General features: G+C 71.0%; 21 protein-coding genes. 9 read left to right on the plus strand and 12 right to left on the minus strand.

Translation table 11 applies throughout. From position 1 onward, the window contains the following. Positions 1-73 precede the first annotated feature (73 nt). Positions 74-1,108, minus strand: a complete 1,035-nt coding sequence (gene glpX / locus AB0J02_RS26590; protein WP_363196286.1) for a class II fructose-bisphosphatase — start codon at positions 1,106-1,108, stop codon at positions 74-76. A 195-nt stretch (positions 1,109-1,303) separates the two neighbouring features. On the opposite strand from glpX, the gene AB0J02_RS26595 reads away from it, so the two are divergent. Then, positions 1,304-1,840 (plus strand): DUF4245 domain-containing protein, encoded by a 537-nt coding sequence (locus tag AB0J02_RS26595; RefSeq protein ID WP_363196287.1) that lies wholly within the window; start codon positions 1,304-1,306, stop codon positions 1,838-1,840. A 66-nt stretch (positions 1,841-1,906) separates the two neighbouring features. On the opposite strand, the gene AB0J02_RS26600 is transcribed toward AB0J02_RS26595, so the two are convergent. From AB0J02_RS26600 to xseA, 3 genes are all read right to left on the minus strand, one after another. After that, positions 1,907-2,497: a malonic semialdehyde reductase gene (locus AB0J02_RS26600; protein WP_363196288.1), complete on the minus strand. Its 591-nt coding sequence runs from the start codon at positions 2,495-2,497 to the stop codon at positions 1,907-1,909. Between the two features lie 162 nt (positions 2,498-2,659). After that, positions 2,660-2,908, minus strand: a complete 249-nt coding sequence (locus AB0J02_RS26605) for an exodeoxyribonuclease VII small subunit (RefSeq protein WP_363196289.1) — start codon at positions 2,906-2,908, stop codon at positions 2,660-2,662. 17 nt (positions 2,909-2,925) lie between these two features. After that, positions 2,926-4,158 carry an exodeoxyribonuclease VII large subunit gene (xseA, locus tag AB0J02_RS26610; protein ID WP_363196290.1) on the minus strand — a complete coding sequence of 411 codons (1,233 nt, stop codon included), beginning with the start codon at positions 4,156-4,158 and terminating at the stop codon, positions 2,926-2,928. A gap of 175 nt (positions 4,159-4,333) precedes the next feature. Here xseA and AB0J02_RS26615 point away from each other — a divergent pair, with 175 nt between their 5' ends. After that, complete coding sequence (locus AB0J02_RS26615; RefSeq protein WP_363196291.1) at positions 4,334-5,758, plus strand: choice-of-anchor A family protein; 1,425 nt, start codon at positions 4,334-4,336, stop codon at positions 5,756-5,758. A 42-nt stretch (positions 5,759-5,800) separates the two neighbouring features. Here the strand turns inward: AB0J02_RS26615 and AB0J02_RS26620 are convergent, their stop codons facing one another. Next, the gene (locus AB0J02_RS26620; RefSeq protein WP_363196292.1) at positions 5,801-7,156 is read right to left on the minus strand and encodes an APC family permease; all 1,356 of its coding nucleotides are present in this window, start codon (positions 7,154-7,156) and stop codon (positions 5,801-5,803) included. An 82-nt stretch (positions 7,157-7,238) separates the two neighbouring features. Between AB0J02_RS26620 and AB0J02_RS26625 the strand changes: the two genes are divergently transcribed. Then, positions 7,239-8,237, plus strand: coding sequence for a 4-hydroxy-3-methylbut-2-enyl diphosphate reductase (locus AB0J02_RS26625; protein WP_363196293.1), 999 nt, complete (start codon positions 7,239-7,241; stop codon positions 8,235-8,237). Between the two features lie 30 nt (positions 8,238-8,267). Continuing rightward, positions 8,268-9,014 (plus strand): polyphosphate--glucose phosphotransferase, encoded by a 747-nt coding sequence (gene ppgK / locus AB0J02_RS26630; RefSeq protein WP_363196294.1) that lies wholly within the window; start codon positions 8,268-8,270, stop codon positions 9,012-9,014. Positions 9,015-9,055: 41 nt separating this feature from the next. Here the strand turns inward: ppgK and AB0J02_RS26635 are convergent, their stop codons facing one another. Then, entirely contained in the window at positions 9,056-9,670 is a 615-nt protein-coding gene (locus tag AB0J02_RS26635; RefSeq protein ID WP_363196295.1) for a DUF6542 domain-containing protein, read from the minus strand. A gap of 166 nt (positions 9,671-9,836) precedes the next feature. Here AB0J02_RS26635 and ychF point away from each other — a divergent pair, with 166 nt between their 5' ends. Continuing rightward, the gene (gene ychF / locus AB0J02_RS26640) at positions 9,837-10,925 is read left to right on the plus strand and encodes a redox-regulated ATPase YchF (RefSeq protein ID WP_363196296.1); all 1,089 of its coding nucleotides are present in this window, start codon (positions 9,837-9,839) and stop codon (positions 10,923-10,925) included. An 86-nt stretch (positions 10,926-11,011) separates the two neighbouring features. Here the strand turns inward: ychF and AB0J02_RS26645 are convergent, their stop codons facing one another. The 4 genes from AB0J02_RS26645 to AB0J02_RS26660 form a co-directional block, all read right to left on the minus strand. Further along, positions 11,012-11,275 carry a type II toxin-antitoxin system mRNA interferase toxin, RelE/StbE family gene (locus tag AB0J02_RS26645; protein WP_363196297.1) on the minus strand — a complete coding sequence of 88 codons (264 nt, stop codon included), beginning with the start codon at positions 11,273-11,275 and terminating at the stop codon, positions 11,012-11,014. Continuing rightward, a complete protein-coding gene (locus AB0J02_RS26650) occupies positions 11,268-11,537 on the minus strand; it encodes a type II toxin-antitoxin system Phd/YefM family antitoxin (RefSeq protein ID WP_363196298.1) in 270 nt (89 codons plus the stop codon). Before AB0J02_RS26650 ends, AB0J02_RS26645 begins: the two co-directional genes overlap by 8 nt. 95 nt (positions 11,538-11,632) lie before the next feature. Beyond that, a complete protein-coding gene (locus AB0J02_RS26655) occupies positions 11,633-12,676 on the minus strand; it encodes an ABC transporter permease subunit (protein WP_363196299.1) in 1,044 nt (347 codons plus the stop codon). Beyond that, positions 12,673-13,665, minus strand: a complete 993-nt coding sequence (locus AB0J02_RS26660; RefSeq protein WP_363196300.1) for an ABC transporter ATP-binding protein — start codon at positions 13,663-13,665, stop codon at positions 12,673-12,675. The genes AB0J02_RS26655 and AB0J02_RS26660 overlap by 4 nt, the downstream gene beginning before the upstream one ends. Before the next feature lie 234 nt (positions 13,666-13,899). On the opposite strand from AB0J02_RS26660, the gene AB0J02_RS26665 reads away from it, so the two are divergent. Next, positions 13,900-15,147 carry a histidine kinase gene (locus AB0J02_RS26665; RefSeq protein ID WP_363196301.1) on the plus strand — a complete coding sequence of 416 codons (1,248 nt, stop codon included), beginning with the start codon at positions 13,900-13,902 and terminating at the stop codon, positions 15,145-15,147. Then, positions 15,144-15,800, plus strand: a complete 657-nt coding sequence (locus AB0J02_RS26670; protein WP_363196302.1) for a response regulator transcription factor — start codon at positions 15,144-15,146, stop codon at positions 15,798-15,800. The genes AB0J02_RS26665 and AB0J02_RS26670 overlap by 4 nt, the downstream gene beginning before the upstream one ends. A 30-nt stretch (positions 15,801-15,830) precedes the next feature. On the opposite strand, the gene AB0J02_RS26675 is transcribed toward AB0J02_RS26670, so the two are convergent. Continuing rightward, the gene (locus tag AB0J02_RS26675) at positions 15,831-16,631 is read right to left on the minus strand and encodes a hypothetical protein (RefSeq protein WP_363196303.1); all 801 of its coding nucleotides are present in this window, start codon (positions 16,629-16,631) and stop codon (positions 15,831-15,833) included. A gap of 141 nt (positions 16,632-16,772) precedes the next feature. Then, positions 16,773-19,445 (minus strand): glycosyl hydrolase family 65 protein, encoded by a 2,673-nt coding sequence (locus AB0J02_RS26680; RefSeq protein WP_363196304.1) that lies wholly within the window; start codon positions 19,443-19,445, stop codon positions 16,773-16,775. A gap of 431 nt (positions 19,446-19,876) precedes the next feature. On the opposite strand from AB0J02_RS26680, the gene AB0J02_RS26685 reads away from it, so the two are divergent. Beyond that, complete coding sequence (locus AB0J02_RS26685; RefSeq protein WP_363196305.1) at positions 19,877-21,007, plus strand: pyridoxal-phosphate dependent enzyme; 1,131 nt, start codon at positions 19,877-19,879, stop codon at positions 21,005-21,007. 340 nt (positions 21,008-21,347) lie between these two features. Continuing rightward, entirely contained in the window at positions 21,348-22,100 is a 753-nt protein-coding gene (locus AB0J02_RS26690) for a GntR family transcriptional regulator (RefSeq protein ID WP_363196306.1), read from the plus strand. Positions 22,101-22,117 lie beyond the last annotated feature (17 nt).

Raw genomic sequence — 22,117 nt, forward strand, 5'->3', positions numbered from 1 at the left:
GCCGTCGGGGGCGCCTCTCGCACGGGAGGCGCCCCCGACCGCGTACCCGCTGGCTCCGCGGAGAGCCGCCGGCCTACTTGGCCCGGTCGAAGTCGACCGCGCTGTACGCCCGGAGCTTGCTCAGCCGGTGCTGGGAGTCGATCTGCCGGATCGTGCCCGACTTGGACCGCATCACCAGGGACGACGTCGTCGCCGTCTCGGAGCTGTAGCGCACGCCGCGCAGCAGCTCACCGTCGGTGATGCCGGTGGCGACGAAGAAGACGTTCTCGCCGGAGACCAGGTCGTTCGTGGACAGCACCCGGTCCAGGTCGTGCCCGGCGTCGAGCGCGCGCTGCCGCTCCGCGTCGTCCTTGGGCCACAGCTTGCCCTGGATGACACCGCCCAGGCACTTGATCGCGCACGCCGAGATGATGCCCTCGGGGGTGCCGCCGATGCCCAGGAGCAGGTCGACGCCGGAGTCCTCGCGCACCGCGAGCACCGAACCGGCGACGTCGCCGTCGGAGATCAGCTTGATCCGGGCGCCGGTCTCCCGGACCTCCTTGATGATGCCCTCGTGGCGCGGCCGGTCGAGGATGACGACGGTGACGTCCTCGGGCGAGGCCTTCTTCGCCTTGGCGACGCGGCGGATGTTCACCGACACCGGCGCGTTGATGTCCACGTAGTCGGCGGCCTCGGGCCCGGCGACCAGCTTGTCCATGTAGAAGACGGCGGACGGGTCGAACATCGTGCCGCGGTCGGCGGCGGCGAGCACGGCGATCGCGTTCGGCATGCCCTTCGCGCAGAGCGTGGTGCCGTCGATCGGGTCGACGGCGATGTCGCACTCGGCGCCCGTCCCGTCCCCCACCTGTTCGCCGTTGAACAGCATCGGCGCCTCGTCCTTCTCGCCCTCGCCGATGACGACGACGCCGTCCATCGACACGGTGGAGACGAGCGTGCGCATGGCGCGTACGGCCGCGCCGTCCGCGCCGTTCTTGTCACCGCGGCCGACCCAGCGGCCGGCGGCCATGGCCGCGGCCTCGGTGACGCGGACGAGCTCCAGGGCGAGGTTGCGGTCCGGGGCCTCGGACGGAACCTCGAGTTCGGACGGAAGCTGGTGATGCTCGGTCATCGAGACGCACCTTTCTGTTCCGGGATTTCACCGGGATACGACGACGGCCGGATGAGGGTTGATGGCGTCGACTCTATCGCCAGTCCGACAATATGAGCAGACCGCCCCACGGATGAGCGGCCGCCGGGACCACCGGGCGGCGCGGTTCGGGACCTCCCGGCAGAGATCATCCGGCGACCTGCGACGATGGGGCGCGTGGCAGGAAGAAATGGCAAGAAGACGGTCGGCAGCCTGGTCCTCTCGCTCGGCGTCTGCGTCGCCGCGGCCGGTGTCGCGTATGTGTTCATTCCGCACGACGACTCCAAGCAGCCGCCGATCAAGCGCGTGGACTACCGCGTCGAGCTGCTGACGGCCCGGCGTGCGGCCTCGTACCCGGTGGCCGCCCCCGCGGGACTCCCGAAGGCCTGGAAGCCGACCTCCGTGCGCTACGACGGTGCGGCGAACGAGGCCTGGCACCTCGGCTTCCTCGACCCCGAGGGTCAGTACGTCGCCGTGGAGCAGTCGACCGACAAGCCGGTCCGGTTCATCGACGACGCGAGCCAGGGCGCCGAGGAGACCAGCCGCGAGCAGACCATCGGCGGCGAGAGCTGGCAGCGCTACAAGGGCGAGAAGTACGACGCCCTGGTGCTGAAGCGGAAGGGCTCCACGACCCTGGTGACCGGCACGGCCGGCTTCGGGCAGCTGACGAAGATGGCCGAGGCGCTGGAGATGAAGAAGGACAAGGCCTCGTAGGACGTGCGCGTACGCGAAAGGGCCCCGGCGGTCGCGCCGGGGCCCTTCCGCGTACGTACGGGGAACTCAGACGGTCGTGATGACCTGGTCGAGCTCGAGGCGCGGGGAGCGCGGGAACCAGGCGTCGTCGCCCGGCTTGCCGATGTTGACGACCATCAGCGGGGTGTGGTCGTCGTCCAGGAACTCCTTTTGGACGGCGGCGAAGTCGAGGCCGGTCATCGGGCCCGCGGAGAGGCCGGCGGCGCGCACGCCGATGATGAAGTAGGCGGCCTGCAGCGACGCGTTGAGCAGGGCGGCCTGCTCGCGGACCGGGCGCTCCGAGAAGAAGGCGTCCTTGGCGGCCGGGAAGTGCGGGAAGAGCGCCGGGAGCTCCTCGTGGAACTCGTTGTCCGCGGAGAGGATCGCGACCAGCGGGGCGGCGGCGGTCTTCGGGCGGTTGCCCTCGGCCATGTGCTGCACGAGGCGCTCGCGGGCCTCGGGGGAGCGGACCAGGGTGATGCGCAGCGGCGACTGGTTGAAGGCGGTCGGACCGTACTTGACCAGGTCGTAGATCGCCTGCACCTGCTCGTCGGTCACCGGCTCGTCGGTGAAGGTGTTCGCGGTGCGGGCCTCGCGGAAGAGCAGGTCCTGGGCGGCGGGGTCAAGAACGAGAGACATCGATCAACCTTCTCGGTACGGCGTGACGGCTGCGGTGATCCGATCCGTCCGGATCAGCCGATACCCACGACAGTACGCGGATGAGGTTCAACTTTCAACAAACACCTTCGTGACCCTGTTCACTCCGCCTGCCCCGCACCCCTCCACTCCCTCCGGCCCTCTTCACTCCTCCTCGGGGGCGGTCTCCGCGCTCTCGCCGTCGTCCTCCTCGGCCAGGGCCGCGTCGAGCCGGGCCCGGGCGCCGTCCAGCCAGCGGCGGCACACCTTCGCCAGCTCCTCGCCCCGCTCCCACAGCGCGAGGGACTCCTCGAGGGACGTGCCGCCGGTCTCCAACCGCCGTACGACATCGATCAGTTCGTCCCGGGCCTGCTCGTAGCCGAGCGTCTCCTCGGCCGTCTTCGTGGTAGCCATCGTGGTGTCGTCCGTCCTCACGCTTCGGTATCTGACGCTGAAGTTTCTGTGACTCGTACGGTGAACTCGCCCTCGGCGACCCGCGCCCGCAACTCCTCGTCCGGCGCCGCCTCGCCCGGCGCGCGCACCACGTGCCCGTCCGCCTTCTGCAGCACCGCGTAGCCGCGCTTGAGCGTGGCCGCGGGGGAGAGGGCGACCACGCGCGCGTGCGTGTGCGTCAGATCGGACTCGGCCCGGTCCAGAAGGTGGCCGAGCGTGCGCCGGGTCCGCTCGGTGAGCGCCGCGACCTGCTCCTCGCGCTCGTCGACCATGCGGTGCGGGTCCTGTATCGAGGGCCGGGAGAGCGCCGAGGCGAGACCCCGCTCCTCGCGGTCGAGGAACGCCTCGACGCTGCGCCGGGCCCGGTCCCGCAGCCAGCGCACCCGCTCGTACTCCTCACCGACGTCCGGCACGACCTTCTTCGCCGCGTCGGTCGGCGTCGAGGCGCGCAGGTCGGCGACCAGGTCGAGCAGCGGACTGTCCGGCTCGTGGCCGATCGCGGAGACGACGGGCGTACGGCAGGAGGCCACCGCCCGTACCAACTGCTCGTCGGAGAACGGCAGCAGGTCCTCCACGCTGCCGCCGCCCCGCGCGACGATGATCACGTCGACGTCGTCGAGGGCGTCCAGCTCCTTGACCGCCTGCACGACCTGCGGCACGGCGTGCACGCCCTGCACCGGCACGTTGCGCACCTCGAAGCGGACGGCGGGCCAGCGGTGCCGCGCGTTCTCCAGCACGTCGCGCTCGGCGGCCGACGCGCGGCCGGTGACAAGGCCGACGAGCTGCGGCAGGAACGGCAGCGGCTTCTTGCGGTCCGCCGCGAAGAGCCCCTCCTGGGCGAGCGACTTCTTCAGCTGCTCCAGCCGCGCGAGCAGCTCACCGACGCCGACCGGGCGGATCTCGGCGGCGCGCAGCGAGAGCTGCCCGCGCGGCGCGTACCACTCCGGCTTCGCGTGCACGACGACCCGGGAACCCTCGCGCACCACGTCCGCCACCGCCTCGAACACCTGCCGGTAGCAGGTGACCGAGACCGAGATGTCGTACGACGGGTCGCGCAGCGTCAGGAACACCACACCGGCGCCGGGCCTGCGGGACAGCTGGGTGATCTGCCCCTCGACCCACACGGCGCCGAGCCGGTCGATCCAGCCCCCGATGAGCCGGGAGATCTCACCCACGGGGAGCGGGGCGTCCGGGGACGTGTTGGCAGCCATGCCGCGAGGGTAGTCGCCGGGACCGACAGCCGGGACCGACAGCCGGGACCGACAGCCGGGGCCGGCGAGAGGCGCCGCCGGGGCCATTGGCCATGTGGGGCACACGGGTCATCCTGCCCGGGCTCCGGCGTGACCTCCCGGGCCTGTGGGGGCCCGGTCCTTAGCGTCAGCCGGTATGACAAGAGTGATCAGAACAGTGATTCCGGCCGCCGCGACCTGTGCCGTGTGCGCGGGCGGGCTGTTGCTGGCCGCGGGACCGGTGAGCTCCGTGCCCGCCGCCGCCCTGCGCGACACCGTCGCCCTCGGCAACCCCGTCGCCGGCAACAACGGCTTCGGCGTGGTCACCGAGGAGGACGCCTATCTCGGCAGCACCGAATCGGAGGGCCCGGTCGCGGTCGGCGGCGACCTGCGCTTCGGCGCCGGTTACAACGTCTCCCTGAACACCGCGGGCACCTTCACCGCCCCCGGCGATTCGCGGCCCACGGCGCTGCTCGTCGGCGGGCAGGTCCGCTACGACGAGAGCAATCCGTCCGGCGTCCTCAAGGTCCTGCAGAACGGGTACGTCAAGATCGGCGACATGACCGGCGGGCACGCCCTGGACACCGACAGCAACGGCGCCACCGTCAATACGCACGTCGTCGCGACCGCCGACCCGTACGACGCCACGCCCCGCATCGAACTCAGCACGCACCAGGACGCCGCCGATGTCGGCCCGGCGAACCTGATGGACTTCCCCGGCCTGTTCACCACGTACCGGGACCGCGCGCAGCAGATGGCGACCTGCGCGAACAACGTCATCCTGCGCGACGGCGACGGCGACCCGCTCCCCGACCAGGAGACCGTCGCCCCGAACTCCCAGATCAAGCTCCGCCTCGACAGCGGCCGCACCAACGTGCTGCGCCTCACCGGCGAGATGCTCAACAACATCTCGACCCTGACGCTGCTCAACCAGCCGAGCGCCGCCGCGCCCCTGGTGATCGTGGTGGACACCAGCGCCGAAGGCGGGGACTACACCTGGCACGCGCCGACGATGGCCGGGGTCGGGAGCTCCCAGACGCACATCCTGTGGGACTTCCCGGACGCCACCCGGATCACGAACCCCGACGGGGACGAGATCGAGGGCACGGTCTACGCGCCGAGCGCGGAGTTCATCGACCTGGACTCCTCCAACATCGAAGGCGATGTCATCGTGAAGTCGCTGGTCCAGGGGTCGACGGCGGCCGTCGGGGGCAGCGCGGTGAACGCGGGGGAGATCCACTACCACCCGTTCGACGGGACTGTCCGGTGCGAGGACGAGGCGACGCCGACGCCTACGCCGACGACTTCTACTCCCACGCCGACTCCCACGCCGACAAGGATGACCCCGACCCCGACCCCGACCCCGACCCCGACACCGACCCCGACCCCGACGCCCACGTCCCCCGCACCCGTGGTCCCGGCCACTCCCACCACCCCCACCCCGACCGGCCCCGAACTCGCCGACACCGGCTCGGACCGGCGGACCTCCGTGATCCTCGGCGGCATCGCGGCCGCTCTGGTGGTCACGGGCGGCGGAGCGGTGGCCCTGAGCCGCCTGCGCAGGAACGGACGGCACCGCTGACCCCGGCGCACCGGTGACCCGCGGGGGCGGGCGGCGGCAGGCCTACGCCGGGTCCGCCGCCCGCCCCCGCTGCGCCACGAGCACCACAAGCCCCACGACCAGCCAGATCGCGCCCACCACCTGAGCCGCCCCCGACGCCTCCACGATCACCGCGACCGTGATCGCCGCGCCGAGCACCGGCAGCAGGATGTGCCGCCACCAGCTCACGGCCCCGCCCCGGCGGCGTACCGCGAAATACCCGACCACGCTCGCGTGCAGCAGCGTGAACGCCGTCAGGGCGCCGATGTCGACGACCGAGACCAGATGGTCCATGCCGTCGTCGCGCCGCGCCGCCCACACCGCCGCGACCAGCGTGATCACCGCCGCGATGAGCAGCGCCGTGCGCGGGACACCCGAGTTCGTCCGGGACAGCGCCTTCGGCAGCCGCCGGTCACGGGCCATCGCGAACAGCAGCCGGCCCGCCGCCGCCTGCCCGGCGAGGGCCGCGAACGCCGCGCCGATCGCCTTGCTCACCGCCACCAGATCGTGCAGCCACCCGCCGACCGACGTGTCCACGGCGTCGTAGAACGCGGAGCCCTGTTTCCCCGGATCGGCCGCCAACTGCGCCGAGGTCGTCGGTTCGAGGAGCGCCACCAGGTACGTCTGCACGACGAACAGCACGCCCGTGAACGCCAGACAGAACAGCACCGCCCGCGCCACCTTCGCCGAACCGCCCGTCACCTCCTCGGCGAACGTGGCGATCGCGTCGAAGCCCAGATAGGAGAGAACGGCGACGGACACCGCGCCGATCACCGCCGACAGGGCGAAAGCGCCCTGCGTCCCGTCCCCGGTCAGCGGCGACAGCCAGTCCCGCTGCGCGCCGTCCCGGGCCAGCACCACGATCGCGGACCCGATGAAGACCAGCAGCACCACGATCTCCAGCGCCAGGACCGCGAAACCGACCCGGGCCGCGGCCCGCACCCCCCACAGGTTCAGCAGCGTCGTGATCAGGACCGCGAGCGCCGTCCACACCCACCGCGACACCGAGGGCACCAGCGCGTTCATGGCGATCCCCGAGAACAGGTACGCCACCGCCGGGATCAGCAGATAGTCCAGCATCGCCATCCAGCCCGCGATGAAACCGGGCCCTTCGCCCAGCCCCACGCGCGCGTAGGCGTACACGGACCCCGCCCGCGGAGCGACCCGCACCATCTGCGCGTAACTGAACGCGGTGAACGCCATCCCGACGGTCGCCACGATGTAGACGAGCGCGACCGCGCCGTGCGACTTCGCGTCCAGGGTGCCGAAGACGCCGACCGGCGCCATAGGAGCGATGAAGAGCAACCCGTAGACGACGAGGTCCCGGAAACCGAGACTGCGCCGCAGCCCCGCCTCTTCATGCGTGATCTCGGCGGACATCCTGCCTCCGTGGGTCGCGAGATCCCCAGTCTCCCCAGACGGCGGATCTTTGGCCTCCCGGGCGCGCCCTTACGATGGAGGCATGACTGCTACGACTGGCTCCCGCCGCGTCCTGCTCGCCGCCCCCCGGGGCTACTGCGCCGGTGTGGACCGTGCCGTTATCGCCGTCGAGAAAGCCCTGGAGCAGTACGGGGCGCCCATCTATGTCCGCCACGAGATCGTGCACAACAAGTACGTCGTGCAGACCCTGGAGCGGAAGGGTGCCATCTTCGTCGAGCAGACGGAGGAGGTGCCCGAGGGCGCCATCGTGATGTTCTCCGCGCACGGCGTCGCCCCGACCGTCCACGACGAGGCCGAGCGCGGCAAGCTCGCCACGATCGACGCGACCTGCCCCTTGGTCACCAAGGTCCACAAGGAAGCGATCCGCTACGCCAACGACGACTTCGACATCCTGCTGATCGGCCACGAGGGCCACGAGGAGGTCATCGGCACCTCCGGCGAGGCCCCCGACCACATCACGCTGGTCGACGGCCCCGAGGACGTCGCCAAGGTCGAGGTCCGCGACCCGTCCAAGGTCGTCTGGCTCTCCCAGACCACGCTCTCCGTCGACGAGACGATGGAGACGGTCGACGCCCTCAAGGGCAAGTTCCCCGGTCTCATCTCGCCGCCCAGCGACGACATCTGCTACGCCACGCAGAACCGTCAGCTCGCCGTCAAGCAGATGGGCGCCGACTCCGAGCTCGTCATCGTCGTCGGCTCGCGCAACTCCTCGAACTCCGTACGCCTCGTCGAGGTCGCCAAGCTCGCCGGCGCGCAGGAGGCGTACCTCGTGGACTACGCCTCCGAGATCGACGAGGCCTGGCTGGAGGGCGTCACGACCGTCGGCGTCACCTCGGGCGCCTCCGTGCCCGACGTCCTCGTCGAGGAAGTCCTGGAGTGGCTCTCCCAGCGCGGCTACGCGGACGTGGAGATCGTCAAGGCGGCCGAGGAGTCCATCACGTTCTCGCTCCCCAAGGAACTCCGGCGCGACCTGCGGGCGGAAGCCGCCGCTCTTGTGCAGGGTTCCCCCGCCGAGAAGTGACCGGGCCCACGGCGTCGTACCGTGGTGCCCATGGAGATCTTCGGTGTGGACATCGGCGGTTCCGGGATCAAGGGCGCCCCGGTCGATCTGGAGCGCGGTGACCTCGCTCAGGAGCGGTTCAAGGTGCTGACCCCGCACCCGGCGACGCCCGACGCGGTGGCCGACGGCGTCAAGCAGGTCGTCGAGAACTTCGAGGGCGGCTGCGACCGGGTCGGCATCACCTTCCCCGGCGTCGTCACCGGCGGCTCGACGATCCGTACCGCCGCCAACGTCGACAAGAGCTGGATCGACGTCGACGCCCGCGCCCTGCTCAGCGAGAAGCTCGGCGGGCTGCCCGTCACCGTCCTCAACGACGCGGACGCGGCGGGCGTCGCCGAGATGCAGTTCGGCGCGGGCCAGGGCCACAAGGGCACCGTGCTGCTGCTCACCTTCGGCACCGGCATCGGCAGCGCCCTGTTCAGCGACGGCGTCCTCGTCCCCAACACGGAGCTCGGCCACCTGGAGCTGGACGGCCACGACGCCGAGCACCGCGCCTCCACCAAGGCCAAGGAGGACCACGACCTGAGCTGGGAGCACTGGGCGCACCGCGTGCAGAAGTACCTGGCGCACGTCGAGATGCTGTTCTCGCCGGACCTGTTCGTCATCGGCGGTGGCGTGAGCCGCAAGGCCCACAAGTTCCTGCCGCTGATCGAGGGCATCAAGGCGGAGATCGTCCCGGCGCAGCTGCAGAACAACGCGGGGATCGTGGGCGCGGCGATGACGGCCTCGCGCGCGTAGCCGTCAGAACCCCGCCGGGGTTCTCGGGGCTCCCGGGGTCCTCATGCGGTACGCCGACGGGGCGCCGGGGCCGTGGACGACGACGTGGCCTGACCGGCCCGCCGTTGCGCCGCACGGCGGGTCATCAGCCGGACCTTGCGTACGGTCACGACGACACCGGCGAGCAGCGTGCCGGCGTACAGCCAGACCGCGTTCATGGCGAGCGTCGTGAAGACCCCCATCAGCCGTGCGCCGGTCCCGCCCGTCGCTTCGGCGATCGGCACCGCCCCGGCGGCGAACGCGATCGGCACCGCGACCGGCGCCGTCACCAGGTCCGCCTTCCGCACCCACCCCGCGGCAAGACCGCTGACCAGCAGGAACAGCACGCCGTACACGGCCGCCGCGCCGTCGAACAGCAGCAGGTCCAGAAAGCCGAACACCACCATCGCGGCCACGCAGAACAGGCCGCTGCCCAGGCCGGTGAGGCGCGGGTTCGGAAAACGGCGCAAAGCCAGCACGATCGGTGCCACCCGCCGGCCCTGACGGGCGGCCCGGTAGACGGTGCCGGACCCGGAGGTCGTACCGGCGCGCTCGTCGCGACCGCCCTGCGCCTGCGGCGGAAGCGGGGCCGTGCGGCGGGGGCGGGATTGCGGGGGACGCGTCCTGGGTTGCTCCACAGGCCCAACATAGGTGGGCTTATGTGCGGAATAGGCCAAAGGACACGCCCTTTGGTCGAGCTTGACCGACGCCGGTCGGGTGTTCGATACGTCGCCGGGGCGGGTGCGGTGAGGCCGTAGACTGGTGGATCGCCCACACCTCACCTCTTGTACGGGAAGTCGCAACGTGTCGCTCACGATCGGAATCGTCGGTCTGCCGAATGTCGGCAAGTCGACCCTGTTCAACGCCCTGACCAAGAACGACGTGCTCGCGGCCAACTACCCGTTCGCCACCATCGAGCCGAACGTCGGCGTGGTCGGCGTCCCCGACGCCCGCCTCACCAAGCTGGCCGAGATCTTCTCCTCCCAGAAGGTCCTCCCGGCGACCGTCGACTTCGTGGACATCGCGGGCATCGTGCGCGGCGCGAGCGAGGGTGAGGGCCTGGGCAACAAGTTCCTGGCGAACATCCGTGAATCGGACGCGATCTGCCAGGTCATCCGCGCCTTCAAGGACGAGAACGTCGTGCACGTCGACGGCAAGGTCTCGCCCAAGGACGACATCGAGACGATCAACACCGAGCTGATCCTGGCCGACCTCCAGACCATCGAGAAGGTCCTGCCGCGCCTCCAGAAGGAGTCGCGCATCAAGAAGGACGTCGGTCCGAAGGTGAAGGCGATCGAGGAGGCCCAGGCCATCCTGGAGAAGGGCGACACCCTCTTCTCGCAGGGCATCGTCCAGGGCACCGAGCGCTCGGAGCTCCTGCACGACCTGCACCTCCTCACCACCAAGCCCTTCCTCTACGTGTTCAACGTGGACGAGGACGAGCTGACGGACGACGACTTCAAGGCCGCGCAGCGCGCCCTGGTCGCCCCGGCCGAGGCGATCTTCCTCAACGCCAAGCTGGAGCAGGACCTCGCCGAGCTCGACGAGGAGGACGCCATGGAGCTCCTCCAGTCCGTCGGCGCCGAGGAGCCGGGCCTCGCGACCCTGGCCCACGTCGGCTTCGACACCCTCGGCCTGCAGACCTACCTGACGGCCGGCCCCAAGGAATCCCGGGCCTGGACCATCAAAAAGGGCGCCACGGCCCCCGAGGCGGCCGGTGTCATCCACACCGACTTCCAGAAGGGCTTCATCAAGGCCGAGGTCATCTCCTTCGCGGACCTGGTCGAGACGGGCTCGGTCGCCGAGGCCCGCGCGGCGGGCAAGGCGCGCATGGAGGGCAAGGAGTATGTGATGCAGGACGGGGACGTGGTGGAGTTCCGCTTCAACGTGTGACCTCAGGCGGAAGGGGTCGGCTCCGTGAGGAGCCGACCCCTTCGTCGTGCCCGTGCTGAATGGGCGCTGGGCATCCTGACGCCGTATCAGGTGTCGTCAACGGTCGAGTGATGCCCGACGTGCACGACCCACACCACCAATTCCCCGTTGTCGATCGTGTAGACGATCCGGTAGTCGCCGACTCGTAGTCGACGGCGGTCCGGCCGGGAAGCGAGCGCGGTGGTGTTGAAGCCGAGCGGGTCGCTCTCGAGTTCGGTCAGCTTGGTCAGGACGCGGAGTGCCATCTCGCGCGGAATCCTGCGCAGTTCGGCCTGCGTCTCGGGCCGGAAGACGGTGCGGCATTCACTCACTGCGTGCGAGCGTCTCCCTCATGATGTCCTCGATCGGGATGCCGGGTGCCGGGCCGGCCATGCGCTCGTCGATGATCCGGTTGATCTCGCGCTCTTCCCACTCCTGGTACTTGCGCAGCACCTCGATGGAGACGGCCGCGGCGACTTCCTTGCCTCGACGCGTGATCACGGTGGGCACGTCCTCGCGATCGGCGCGTTCCACGACTTCGGCGAGGTGTGCGCGCACGTCCCGGTTGGACTTTATGGGCAGAGGCTGCGTCATACGCTTAGCTGTACCAAGTGCCGCATGTGTGTACACAACGGCCGAATGGGCCCGACTCCGCGGAGCCGGACCCTGGCTTGTTTCCGGGTCGGAGGTCACAGCAGCCGCTTGCGGCCCCAGATGATGATGAAGGCGACGACGGCGGCCGTGAGGGTGAGCATGATGCCGGTGCCGAGCCACTGCATCGTGTCCATCTGCTCGAAGGGGAGGTAGTCCTTGGTCCAGCCGACGACGTGCTTGGACTCCAGGCAGGCGGTGTGCGCCTTGTCGTTGTCGATCTTGTCGAGGCAGGTCATCCAGTCCAGGCGGTCCCCGGAGCTGGTCAGGAAGTAGGTGCCCTGTCCCTGCTGCACGGCCATGTCGGGCAGCTCCGGCTGCCTGGCGGTGGGGCCCACGCCCTTGTTGGTGCTGACCGACATGATGTGGCCCAGATTCACCCGGAACCGGCTCCAGACGACCCCCATCGCCACGACGATGCCGAGCGTGACCACCATCGAGACCAGCGTGCGGCGCAGCAGCAGGCCGACCGCCACGCCCAGGGCGAACGTGAGCAGGGCGTAGGCCACCGGCACGGGTCCCGTGACGTCGAAGAGGATGCCGCTGGTCCATTCCGCCTGGGTGACAAACCCCTTGACCGGGTTCCACCACCAGGTGAAGACGGCCGAGAGCACGCCGGTGGACAGCGCGACCAGTGCGGCGGGCATGGCGAGCTTCATGGTGAGCCAGCGCAGCCGGCTGACGGACTGCGAGGTCACCAGCTTGGCGGTGCCGGACTCCAGGTCGCCCGCGATGAACGGGGCGCCGAGGAGGACGCCTGCCAGGATGGGGTAGTAGTTCAGGTAGCTCCCGACGTCGGTCATGATGTCGCCGTACTTGTCGAAGTCGGCCGGCAGACCGCCGGGCCTCTTCTGCGTCGGCTTCAGGGTGCTCAGGTAGTCCATCATCTGCCCGCGCAGATAGACCATGCCGATCACGGCCAGCAGGGTGACGGCGATGACGGTCCAGAACGCGGCGCGGTGCTGGCGCCAGACGAGCCAGGCCGTACCCCCGAGCCGGGGGGCGATCTGCCGGGGGCCCCGCCCGTTCCGCGGGCGCCCGTCGGGTGCCGTGCGGGTCTGGTCGTGGGTGAGCGTGGTCATGCGGTCACAGCCTTCTGCCGGTCGCGGGTGAGGACGTCCTGGATGTCGCCGACCCGCGCGCTGGGCGCGATCAGCGCGGGCGCGTCGGGTGCGCGCAGATAGGCGAGCAGCAGCTCTTCCAGGGTGGGAGGCTCGGCCGGCCCGCCGAACGTGATCGGTGCGCCGAGTCGCACCAGGACACCTGGCCGTCCCTCGCCGCGGGACGCCTCGATGACCGTGTGCGGTGCGACGACGGGGGACGGGCCGCCGCCCGGGACGTCGAGCAGGGCGTGTGCGGTGCGCAGTTCGCTCACCTCGCCCGCGAGGCGCAGACCGCCGTTCGCGATGACGAGCAGGTAGTCGCAGATGTACTCCAGCTCGGCGAGCATGTGCGAGGACACCAGGACCGTCGTGCCGTGCTGGGCGGCCTCCTCCCGCAGCGTGGCCATCAGCTCCCGGCGGACCAGCGGGTCCAGATCGGACATCGGCTCGTCGAGGATGAGCAGGTCGGGGCGCTTGCCGAACGCCAGGGCGAAGGCGACGCGGGTGCGCTGCCCGCCGGACAGCGTGCCGATCTTCGCCGTCATCGGCACCTGGCCCGCGTGGACGATGCCCTCGGCGACCTCCTGGTCCCACAGCGGGTTGAGCTCACGGCCCAGGCGCAGCGTCTCGGCCACGGTGAAGCGCTTGAACAGCGGCTTCTCCTGAGTGAGAAACGCGCTGCGCAGGACCGCCTCCGTCGACCCCGGCTCCGCGCCGAACACCCGCAGACCCCCGGTCGTCGGCCGGATCATGTTGGTGGCAAGGCCCATCAGCGTGCTCTTGCCCGCTCCGTTGGGGCCGACGAGGCCGCACACCCGCCCGGCCGGCAGCCGGAAGGAGACGTCCCGCAACGCCCAGCCGCGCCGGTACTGCTTGCCGAGCCCATGGGCCTCGATCGCCGATTCGCCGACGCCGACGGGAGGCCCGAAGCCCGTTCCGTCTCCGTGATGAATCCTTGCGTGGTCCATGTGTGGCTCCTGTACGTGTATGTGTGGGAGGTCCGGCCGTGTGCGTGTGGACGTCCGTGCGGGGGAGAGACTCGGCTGTGTACGGTCGACCACTGCCGGGGGAGTTCGCCATGCGAGCGCCGCCCGGTGAACACGACTCTCCTCCGCGGCGTCCCGTGGCGGATCGGGCGAAAGACAGATCATGTGCGGCCGGCTCCGACTTTCGGCTGGTCCGCGGTAGGGATGGTGCGAGAGATGCTCGAGGCGGCGCTCAGGGCGGTCACACCCACGGCCACCAGGGAGAAGGGACGCCCGCGGCTACTGCCCGCGACGGCATGGATGCTGCTGGTCGCAGGCCTGGTCGGTCTCGTCCTGCTGGACTGGCTGGGCGGCGATTTCTTCGACCTCGGTGACCACACCCCCGCCGTTCTGGGGCCCGCCAAGGCGGGCTGCGCCCTGCTGGCCGTCGCCTGCGCCGTCGCCTCGCCCCGGCTCGGCAGCCGGGTGCTGCCGGTTGCCGCCTGCGTCCTCGCCTTCTTCTCGGTGTGCGTCTCGTTCGTGCTGCACCTGGAGACGGCGATCTCCAGGATGGCGATGGGATTCACCGAACCGGCGGCGCTGACCTGGCTCCTGCTGCTCGTCGCCCGACGGGGCAAGCCGTCGTGGGCGATGCCGGCCGTCCCCGCGCTGTTGGTGGCGATCGTGCTGCGGCCGGTGTCCGTCAACGTGAAGCAGTCCACCATGATCCTGGCGCTGCTCTTCGCCCTGGCAGCGGTCACGGCGCTCGGCATCGGTCTCGGGATGCGCCTGCTCCTGGCGGACCGGCGGCGCCAGGCGGCGGCCCTCCGCCTCGAGCAGCGCACGGAGTTCGCCCGGGACCTGCACGACTTCGTCGCCCACCACGTGACCGGCATCGTCGTCCAGGCGCAGGGAGCCCAGGCGATGGCGGGCCGCAAGCCCGAACTCGTACCGCCCGCGCTGCAGCGGATCGAACAGGCGGGATCGGAGGCGCTGACCTCGATGCGGCACATGGTGGGGATGCTGCGCGACGCCGACGGCGAAGTGACGCTGACGCCGCTGGCGGGCATCGGCGAAGTACGTACGCTCGTCGAGGAGTTCTCGGCCGTCGGGGGCGCCCGGGCCCGGCTCGACGTGGAAGGGACCTTCGACGACCTGCCGGTGGAGGTGTCCACGACCGTGCACCGGGTGGTGATGGAGGCGCTCACCAACGTACGCAAGCACGGCCAGGGATGCACCGAAGTGCGGGTGCGCGTGGACCGCTCGGGAGACCGGCTCACCGTACGGGTCGCCGACGACGGACGCCCGCATCACGTCTCCCAGAGCGGCTTCGGGCTGAAGGGCCTGGCCGAGCGGGTGGGCCTGATCGGCGGAAGCGTCCAGGCGGGCCCGGTCACGGGCGGCGGCTGGGGCGTCGAGGCGACGCTCCCGGTGTCCCCGGCCCCGGCCGCGTCCCAGGCGAAGGCGAAGGTGGCCGTGTCGTGACGATCCGCGTGCTGATCGCCGACGACCAGTCCATGGTCCGCGCCGGGTTCGCGATGATCCTCGGCGCCGAGGACGACATCGAGGTGGTCGGGGAGGCCACGGACGGCGTGCATGCCGTGGAACTCGCCGAGCGCCACCGGCCCGACGTCGTGCTGATGGACATCCGGATGCCCCGCATGGACGGCCTGGAGGCACTGCGCAGGCTGACCCGGCCCGGCACCGTGAACCCGCCGAAGGTCGTCGTGGTGACGACTTTCGACGACGAGGAGTACGTGCAACGCGCCCTGAGCGAGGGGGCCTCCGGGTTCCTGATCAAGGACTCGGGCCCGGCCCTCCTCGTCGAGGCGATCAGGGCGGCCGCCTCCGGCGAGGCGCTGGTCAGCCCGGCCATCACCGTCCGGTTGCTACGGCGCCTCAACAGCGCCGTGCCGGCCGCCCGGGAACCGCACACCGCGCTCTCGGCACGCGAGAACGACCTGGTCCGCCTGGTGGCCAGGGGGCTGACCAACGCCGAGATCGCCTCCGAACTGACCATCTCGGTCGGCACGGTGAAGACCCACCTCGCCAATGTGCAGATCAAGCTCTCCGCCCGCAACCGCGTGGAGATCGCCGCCTGGGCCTGGGAATCCGGCCTGGTCGACGGGCGCGGGTGAGCCCGGCGCCCGGCGGCGCGGCGCCGTGACTCACTTGAGTTTGGCGGCCTGCGCGTCGATGACGGCGGTCGGCTGCTCGAACGTCTCGCCCCGGGTGACCGCCGCGATGTTGAAGGACGAGAACCCGGCGAGCGTGCTGCCCTGCCGGAAGACGACGACCTTGGTGTCGGCCGGCGTGCCGTCCTGCTTCGTCCCCACCGTCCAGGCGACCGCGTCCTGCCCGGCCGAGACCTTCTCCTCGCTGACCTTGGTGACCTGCTGCTTCTCCCCGTCGGCCGTCATGGTGAAGCCGCCCGCGCACTTCTTGCCGGCCTCGCGCAGCGTGGTGAGGGTCTGCTCGGCACCCTCGGCGTCGTAGGACCAGAGGGAGGTGAGGGTCTTGGTGATGTCGAGCGAGTCGATCGTCGCCTCCTCCGCCTCCTTCGTCGTCATCTTCCCGAGCTCCTCGACCGAGGGCATGCCCTTCTTGGCCTGCGCGGACTCCTCGACGACGAGCCGCTGGACGCTCGCCGCCGGCTTGCCCGCCGGAAGGGCCGACAACACCTGGGCGACGGGCTCGCACTCGGCCTTGTCGACGGAGACCGAGCCCGGCTCGAAGGCGTCGTCCTTCCCCGGCTTCTTGATCTGCCGGTCCTTGACGTCGCCCTGGGCGATCACGCGCTTCTCCAACTCGGCGGCGGTGAGCGCCTTCGCCGCCGGCTTGTCGGCCGCCCCGGCGCTTCCCGACGAGCCCTCGTCGCTCTGGTCACCGCCACCGCAGGCGGTGACCAGAAGAGCGAAGGAGACCGCGGAAACGGTCAGGGCGGTACGGCGGACGGTGGTGGCTCGCATGGTGCTTCTCCTGATGATCAACGCCCGGCGCCCGGGGTCGGCGCAGGGTTCCGTGATCAAGACCAGCGTGACGGGGCCGAGGTTGTACGCCGCCGGACATCTGCTTGGAGGCGGATACCCGGAGGCCGTACCCGGACGTCGTCACCGCACCGTCAACTCCCCGACGGGCTCAGCCGATTCGCCGGTCTCCGTCACCCGTACGAACCTCCCCGCCCCGCCCGCCACGAACGGCACCCAGCGCCGCCCGTCCACCGACATCCGCACCCGGTACGCCCGCGCCCCCGTCACCGACACCCGGGACAGGGTCCGCTCGGCGCCCAGGTCCACCGTCAGCGCGGCGCCGGGGCGGGCGGGCAGCCAGGTCGTGGCCGGGTTGCCGTCGACCGCCGCGCCCGCGTACTGGCCGGGGTCCTCGGACGTCGCCGTCGCCGGGCGGCAGCGCGCCAGGTCGGAGGTCGGGGTGCGGTCGGGGCGCCGGGTCGGCAGGGTGAGGCCCGTGGCGGTCACCCTCTTGCGGCCCGCCGGGGTGTCCACGGTGAAGGGGGCGCCGGACGTGAGCCGCACCGTGGTCCGCTCGGCGCCGATCGCCACGTCGTACGACCGGCCGCGCCACTGAAGTCCCTTGACCTTCACGCCTGTTGAGAGTTGCGGCGGCAGCATCGGGTCCAGGTGCACGGCGTCGTCGTCCCGGAGCCTGAGCCCCGTCAGGCCGTGCGTGAACACCTGCAGGAAGCCGCCCTTCCCGGTCAGGAAGTCCTGCGCCGGTGAACCCGCCAACGCGTCCCCGGCACCCGCCTTCGTGCCGCGCGACTCCGAGAACGTGCCGAACGGGCCGCGGAAGAACGGGCGCGACGCCCGCTCCAGAAACGTGTACGTCGAACAGCCCGGCTCCCCGATCGCCGCCGCCGCGGCCGCGTGCACCGAGTCCGTCATCGCCGGGCCGTCGCGGTCCGTGTGCGCCGCGTAGTAGTCGAGCGTCGCGGCCGCCGCCCCCTTCGGCATCGGCCGCCAGTCCAGGGGATACAGCAGCAGTACCGCGTCGGCCTGCTTGATCGCCGAGGCCGAGCCGCCGAGTTTGTACCCGGCGTACTGCAGAAAGACCTTGCGCCGCGCGTCGTACGGAATCCGCAGCCGGTCGGCGATCCGCGTCCACTCCGGGCCCGGCTTCTCCCCGACGATCCGCGCCGCCCGGGCCGCCGAACGAAGCGACATCGCGGCGACGGCGTTCGTGTAGACCCCGTCGTCCACGCCGTTGCTGTACTCGTCGGGGCCCGCCACATCCTTGATGGAATACGAGTACGAGTACGGGTACGAATGTGAGGACCTGCCGGTGCTCTCGGTGTTCTTCGTGACCCGCGAAGTCCAGTACTCCGCGAGGCCCTTGAGCAGCGGCCAGCCCTTCGCGCGCAGCCACGCCCGGTCGCCGGTCGCCTGGTAGTACTGCCAGGCCGCCAGCGCGATGTCACCCTGAAGGTGGTTCTGGATGACGCAGTGGGGCGGGTGCCAGCTCTGGCACTCTCCCCAGAGCGAGCCCGAACTCGCGCTGGTCCAGGGGTACATGAGACCGCCCACGGATGTTCTGCGCGCATTGTCGGCCGCGGCGGTCCGTGTGCGGTAGCGGTACTCCAGTACAGGCTCAGCCAGTTGAGGCCTGGTCGCGAGCAGCGATGGGAACATCCACGTCTCCGCGTCCCAGAACACCATCCCTCCGTAGTTGTCACTGCTCAGCCCGGTGGGCGCGACGCTGTCACGGGCGCCGGCGCGGAGGGACGCCAGGAGCCCGTACTGGGCCGCGCGCACCTGCCTCTGCAGCTCGGTCCGCCCCGGGACCTCGATGTCGGACTCCCACAACTCCCGCCATGCCGCCACGTGTTCACGCGTCAGCGTCTCCCATCCCGCGGCGGCCGCGCGTTGGGAGGCGGTGGCCGCCGTGTCGCGCGGCGGGCGGGACGTGAGGGCCGTGTCGACGCCCACGTACTTGACGACGTCGTAGCGGATACCGGCGCTCGCACCGAAGTCCGCGGTCTGACGGGCGCTCAGAGTGGTGGTCCGGTGCGCCGGGTGGGTGCGTCCCGGTGAACGGAGCGTCGTCACCACCGCGCCCTCTGTCCGCGTCCCGTCGGTGCGGAACCCCACGATCGCCGTCCGTTTTCCGGCCGGGCCGCCGCCCGTCGGCGTGAGACGGCGGGCCCCGCGGCCGTCGATGCGGTCGGCGACCGCGACCCGGCCGCTCCAGTGCGGCGTCAGGCGCAGCCGGACCGCACCGACGTGCGGGCGGGCCCGGTCCGCGAGCACCTCGTACGCCAGATCCGTGCGGCGGCCGTCCTTGTGCACCCAGGTGAACGACGTACGGACGATGCCGCACCGCAGGTCGAGACTCTGCCGGTACCCCGTGGTGCGACTGCCGGGCCCGTACGTCTCGCCGTTCACGGTCACGTCCAGGCCGGTCCAGGTGGGGAGCGCGGCGAGGACCTGGCGGTGGGCGGTGACGGCCGGGCCGCGGGCGTAGAGGCCGGAGACGAAGGCGCCGTCGTACGGGTGCGTGTACAACGGCCAGCCCGTCTTGGCGTCGGGCCCGCCGGGGGCGGCGTATCCGGTGCCTGCGGGTGGGACGCGGAGCCCCAGGTATCCGTTGCCGGCGTAGGCGTGGAACGGGTCGTCCGGTGGGGGCGGGGTGTGGGTGGTGAGGGTCCAGGCGGGGGTGTCGCACGCCGGGGTTGCCGTGGCGGCCTGGGCGGGGGGAGAGGGGAGGAGGGCCGCGGCGAGGGCGGAGGTGAGGGTGATGCCGGCGAGGAGGCGGCGCGGGGTGGTCACGGGTCGAGGGTGCGGGGTGCGGGCGGGGTGGTGGTGTATGCGCGCCGGGGCGGGGGGATTCTGTGGCCGGGTGGAGGCGGGCGCGACCTGAATGGAGGGTGCCCGGGTGGGGGCGGGTGCGCCCGGAATCGAGGGTGCCGGGGCGGGGGTGGGCGCGCCTGAATGGAGGGTGGCCGTCCGGGGTCTCGTCGGCGGCTGTCCGTTGCCTCCGACAGGTGTGCGGGTGGGTACGGTGCCGCCCGGGGCATGTCCGTGCTCGCCATCTTGATGGCCTTGCCGGTTGCGTCGGGTGCCGCTACCGCGTGCCGCTGTGCTGCGCGCGCACATGCATCGACCGGCCCCTCCCGTCTCGTACGTGTCTGAACGCCGAGGGCTGTCGCGGTGGCTCCGGTGGACCCTTCCGTGGGCGTGCGGGACTCTAGGGTGCTCTCATGACCGCCCTTCCCGACTGTTACTGCCCCATCGACGGGACCCGCGTTCCCGCCGGGTCGCTCGACTGGTGCTGTCCGGCTTGCCGGGGGCCGCTCGACCTCGACTACTCACCGACACCCGCGTCCCTCAAATCCCTCACCGGACGCGTCAACTCGCTGTGGCGATACGCCGAGTGCCTGCCGCTCCCCGCCCCCGACTGCACCCTCGGCGAGGGCCGCACACCGGTCGTCCCGCTCACGGACAACGTCTCGGCCAAGCTGGACTTCCTCATGCCGACGTTGTCGTTCAAGGACCGCGGGGCCGTCATGCTCGCCGCACTCGCCACCCGGCTGCGCCCCGACCGCGTGATCGCCGACAGCAGCGGCAATGCCGGTACGGCCGTCGCCGCGTACTGCGCACGTGCCCAACTCCCGTGCACGGTCTACGTTCCTGAGGGAACGTCTCCCAAGAAGCTGGAGCAGATCGGGGCGCACGGCGCGCGGCTGGAAGTGGTCGCGGGAGACCGGGAGGCCACGGCGCGAGCGGCCCGCGCGGCGGCGGACGAGAGCGGCGTCTTCTATGCCAGCCACGTCCACAACCCCTACTTCCTGCACGGCACCAAGACCTATGTCCACGAGCTGTGGGAGGAACTCGGCGGCCGCCTCCCGGACGCCCTGGTCGTGCCCGTCGGCAACGGCACGCTTCTCCTCGGCGCCGCTCTCGCCGTCGCCGAGTTGCACACCGCGGGGATGATCGACCGCCGGCCCGCGCTGCACGCCGTACAGGCCGCGGCGGTCGCACCGCTGGCCGCGGCATGGCAGGCCGGAGCGGACGACCTGGTGGGCGTGACCCCGATGGCCCCCACCTTCGCGGAGGGCATCGCGATCCCCCGCCCGCCCCGGGCCCGCCAGATCCTTCGGGCCGTACGCGAATCAGGCGGCGCGTTCCACACGGTGACGGAGGACCAGATCCGGCACGCCCAGCTCGACCTGGCCTCGCGGGGCCTGTACGTCGAGTCGACCGGAGTCGCCTGCTGGGCCGCCACCCGCGACGGAGGCCCCCTCGGCGCGACCCTGAACAACCGCACAGCGGTCGTCCCCCTCTGCGGCGCGGGCCTGAAAACGGGCCTGGCCACACCGGCCTCCGCCTGACCCGCGGGCGGGCGATGCCATCAAGACGGCGCGCACGGACATGCCCCGGGCGGCACCGGACCCGTCCACGCACCTATCGGAACGAACCGGACAGCCGCCGACACACACCCGGCGGCCACCCTCCATTCACAGCGCAAATCGCAACGCGGGCCGCACACTCTCTCGACCCCGGAGTCGATGTGTGAAACATGCACTACCCGGGGTAGGCCGCCGAGTAAAGCCCCCGGGGCCTGCGTGTAATCACTTCGAGTGATTCCTTGGCCTTTGCTTGCACCGTCGAACCCACGGTTGCCACGCTGTTGCTGTCTGTCAATCTGATGGGATCTGAGGGGAACACCTAGTGACATTCGGTGAGCAGCCGGCGTACCTGCGCGTCGCGGGAGACCTGCGCAGGAAGATCGTCAACGGCTCGCTGCCGCCGCACACCCGTCTTCCCTCCCAGGCCAGGATCCGCGAGGAGTACGGGGTTTCGGACACGGTCGCGCTGGAGGCCCGCAAGATCCTCATGGCCGAGGGTCTGGTCGAGGGGCGGTCCGGTTCGGGGACGTACGTGCGCGAGCGCCCCGTGCCGCGCCGCGTGTCCCGCTCCGGGTACCGCTCGGGCGGCGGCTCCACACCGTTCCGCCAGGAGCAGTCGGACCCGGCGGCGCGCGGTACGTGGGAGTCGCGCAGCGAGCAGTCGGAGGCGGACGGCGGCCTCGCCGAGCGTCTCGGTGTCCGCGTGGGCGACCGTGTGATGTGTACGAGATACGTGTACCGGGACGCGGGCGAGGCGGTGATGCTGTCCACGTCGTGGGAGCCGCTGGCCGTCACGGGCCGCACCCCGGTGATGCTCCCCGAGGAGGGCCCGCTGGGCGGTTGCGGCGTCGTGGAGCGCATGGCGGCGATCGACGTGATCGTGGACAACGTGACGGAGGAAGTCGCCGCCCGCCCCGGCCTCGCCGAGGAGTTGAGCGCGCTCGGCGGAGTGCCGGGCCATGTCGTCCTCGTCATCCACCGGACGTTCTTCGCCTCGGGCAGACCGGTGGAGACGGCCGACATCGTGGTCCCGGCCGACCGCTACCGCATCGCCTACCACCTGCCGGTGAAATGACCCCGCCGCCCTCCCGC

Origin of the sequence: Streptomyces sp. NPDC050264 (assembly GCF_040655895.1) — a bacterium.
Taxonomy (GTDB): Bacteria; Actinomycetota; Actinomycetes; order Streptomycetales; family Streptomycetaceae; genus Streptomyces.

Bases quoted from the DNA above. Each gene is read 5' to 3' on its own strand.
- AB0J02_RS26675 (WP_363196303.1), bottom strand. From the start codon at position 16,631: ATGCGAGCCACCACCGTCCGCCGTACCGCCCTGACCGTTTCCGCGGTC.
- AB0J02_RS26600 (WP_363196288.1), bottom strand. From the start codon at position 2,497: ATGTCTCTCGTTCTTGACCCCGCCGCCCAGGACCTGCTCTTCCGCGAG.
- AB0J02_RS26660 (WP_363196300.1), bottom strand. From the start codon at position 13,665: ATGGACCACGCAAGGATTCATCACGGAGACGGAACGGGCTTCGGGCCT.
- AB0J02_RS26615 (WP_363196291.1), top strand. From the start codon at position 4,334: ATGACAAGAGTGATCAGAACAGTGATTCCGGCCGCCGCGACCTGTGCC.
- AB0J02_RS26655 (WP_363196299.1), bottom strand. From the start codon at position 12,676: ATGACCACGCTCACCCACGACCAGACCCGCACGGCACCCGACGGGCGC.
- AB0J02_RS26685 (WP_363196305.1), top strand. From the start codon at position 19,877: ATGACCGCCCTTCCCGACTGTTACTGCCCCATCGACGGGACCCGCGTT.
- AB0J02_RS26620 (WP_363196292.1), bottom strand. From the start codon at position 7,156: ATGTCCGCCGAGATCACGCATGAAGAGGCGGGGCTGCGGCGCAGTCTC.
- AB0J02_RS26605 (WP_363196289.1), bottom strand. From the start codon at position 2,908: ATGGCTACCACGAAGACGGCCGAGGAGACGCTCGGCTACGAGCAGGCC.
- ppgK (WP_363196294.1), top strand. From the start codon at position 8,268: ATGGAGATCTTCGGTGTGGACATCGGCGGTTCCGGGATCAAGGGCGCC.
- AB0J02_RS26650 (WP_363196298.1), bottom strand. From the start codon at position 11,537: ATGACGCAGCCTCTGCCCATAAAGTCCAACCGGGACGTGCGCGCACAC.
- AB0J02_RS26625 (WP_363196293.1), top strand. From the start codon at position 7,239: ATGACTGCTACGACTGGCTCCCGCCGCGTCCTGCTCGCCGCCCCCCGG.
- AB0J02_RS26665 (WP_363196301.1), top strand. From the start codon at position 13,900: ATGCTCGAGGCGGCGCTCAGGGCGGTCACACCCACGGCCACCAGGGAG.
- xseA (WP_363196290.1), bottom strand. From the start codon at position 4,158: ATGGCTGCCAACACGTCCCCGGACGCCCCGCTCCCCGTGGGTGAGATC.
- glpX (WP_363196286.1), bottom strand. From the start codon at position 1,108: ATGACCGAGCATCACCAGCTTCCGTCCGAACTCGAGGTTCCGTCCGAG.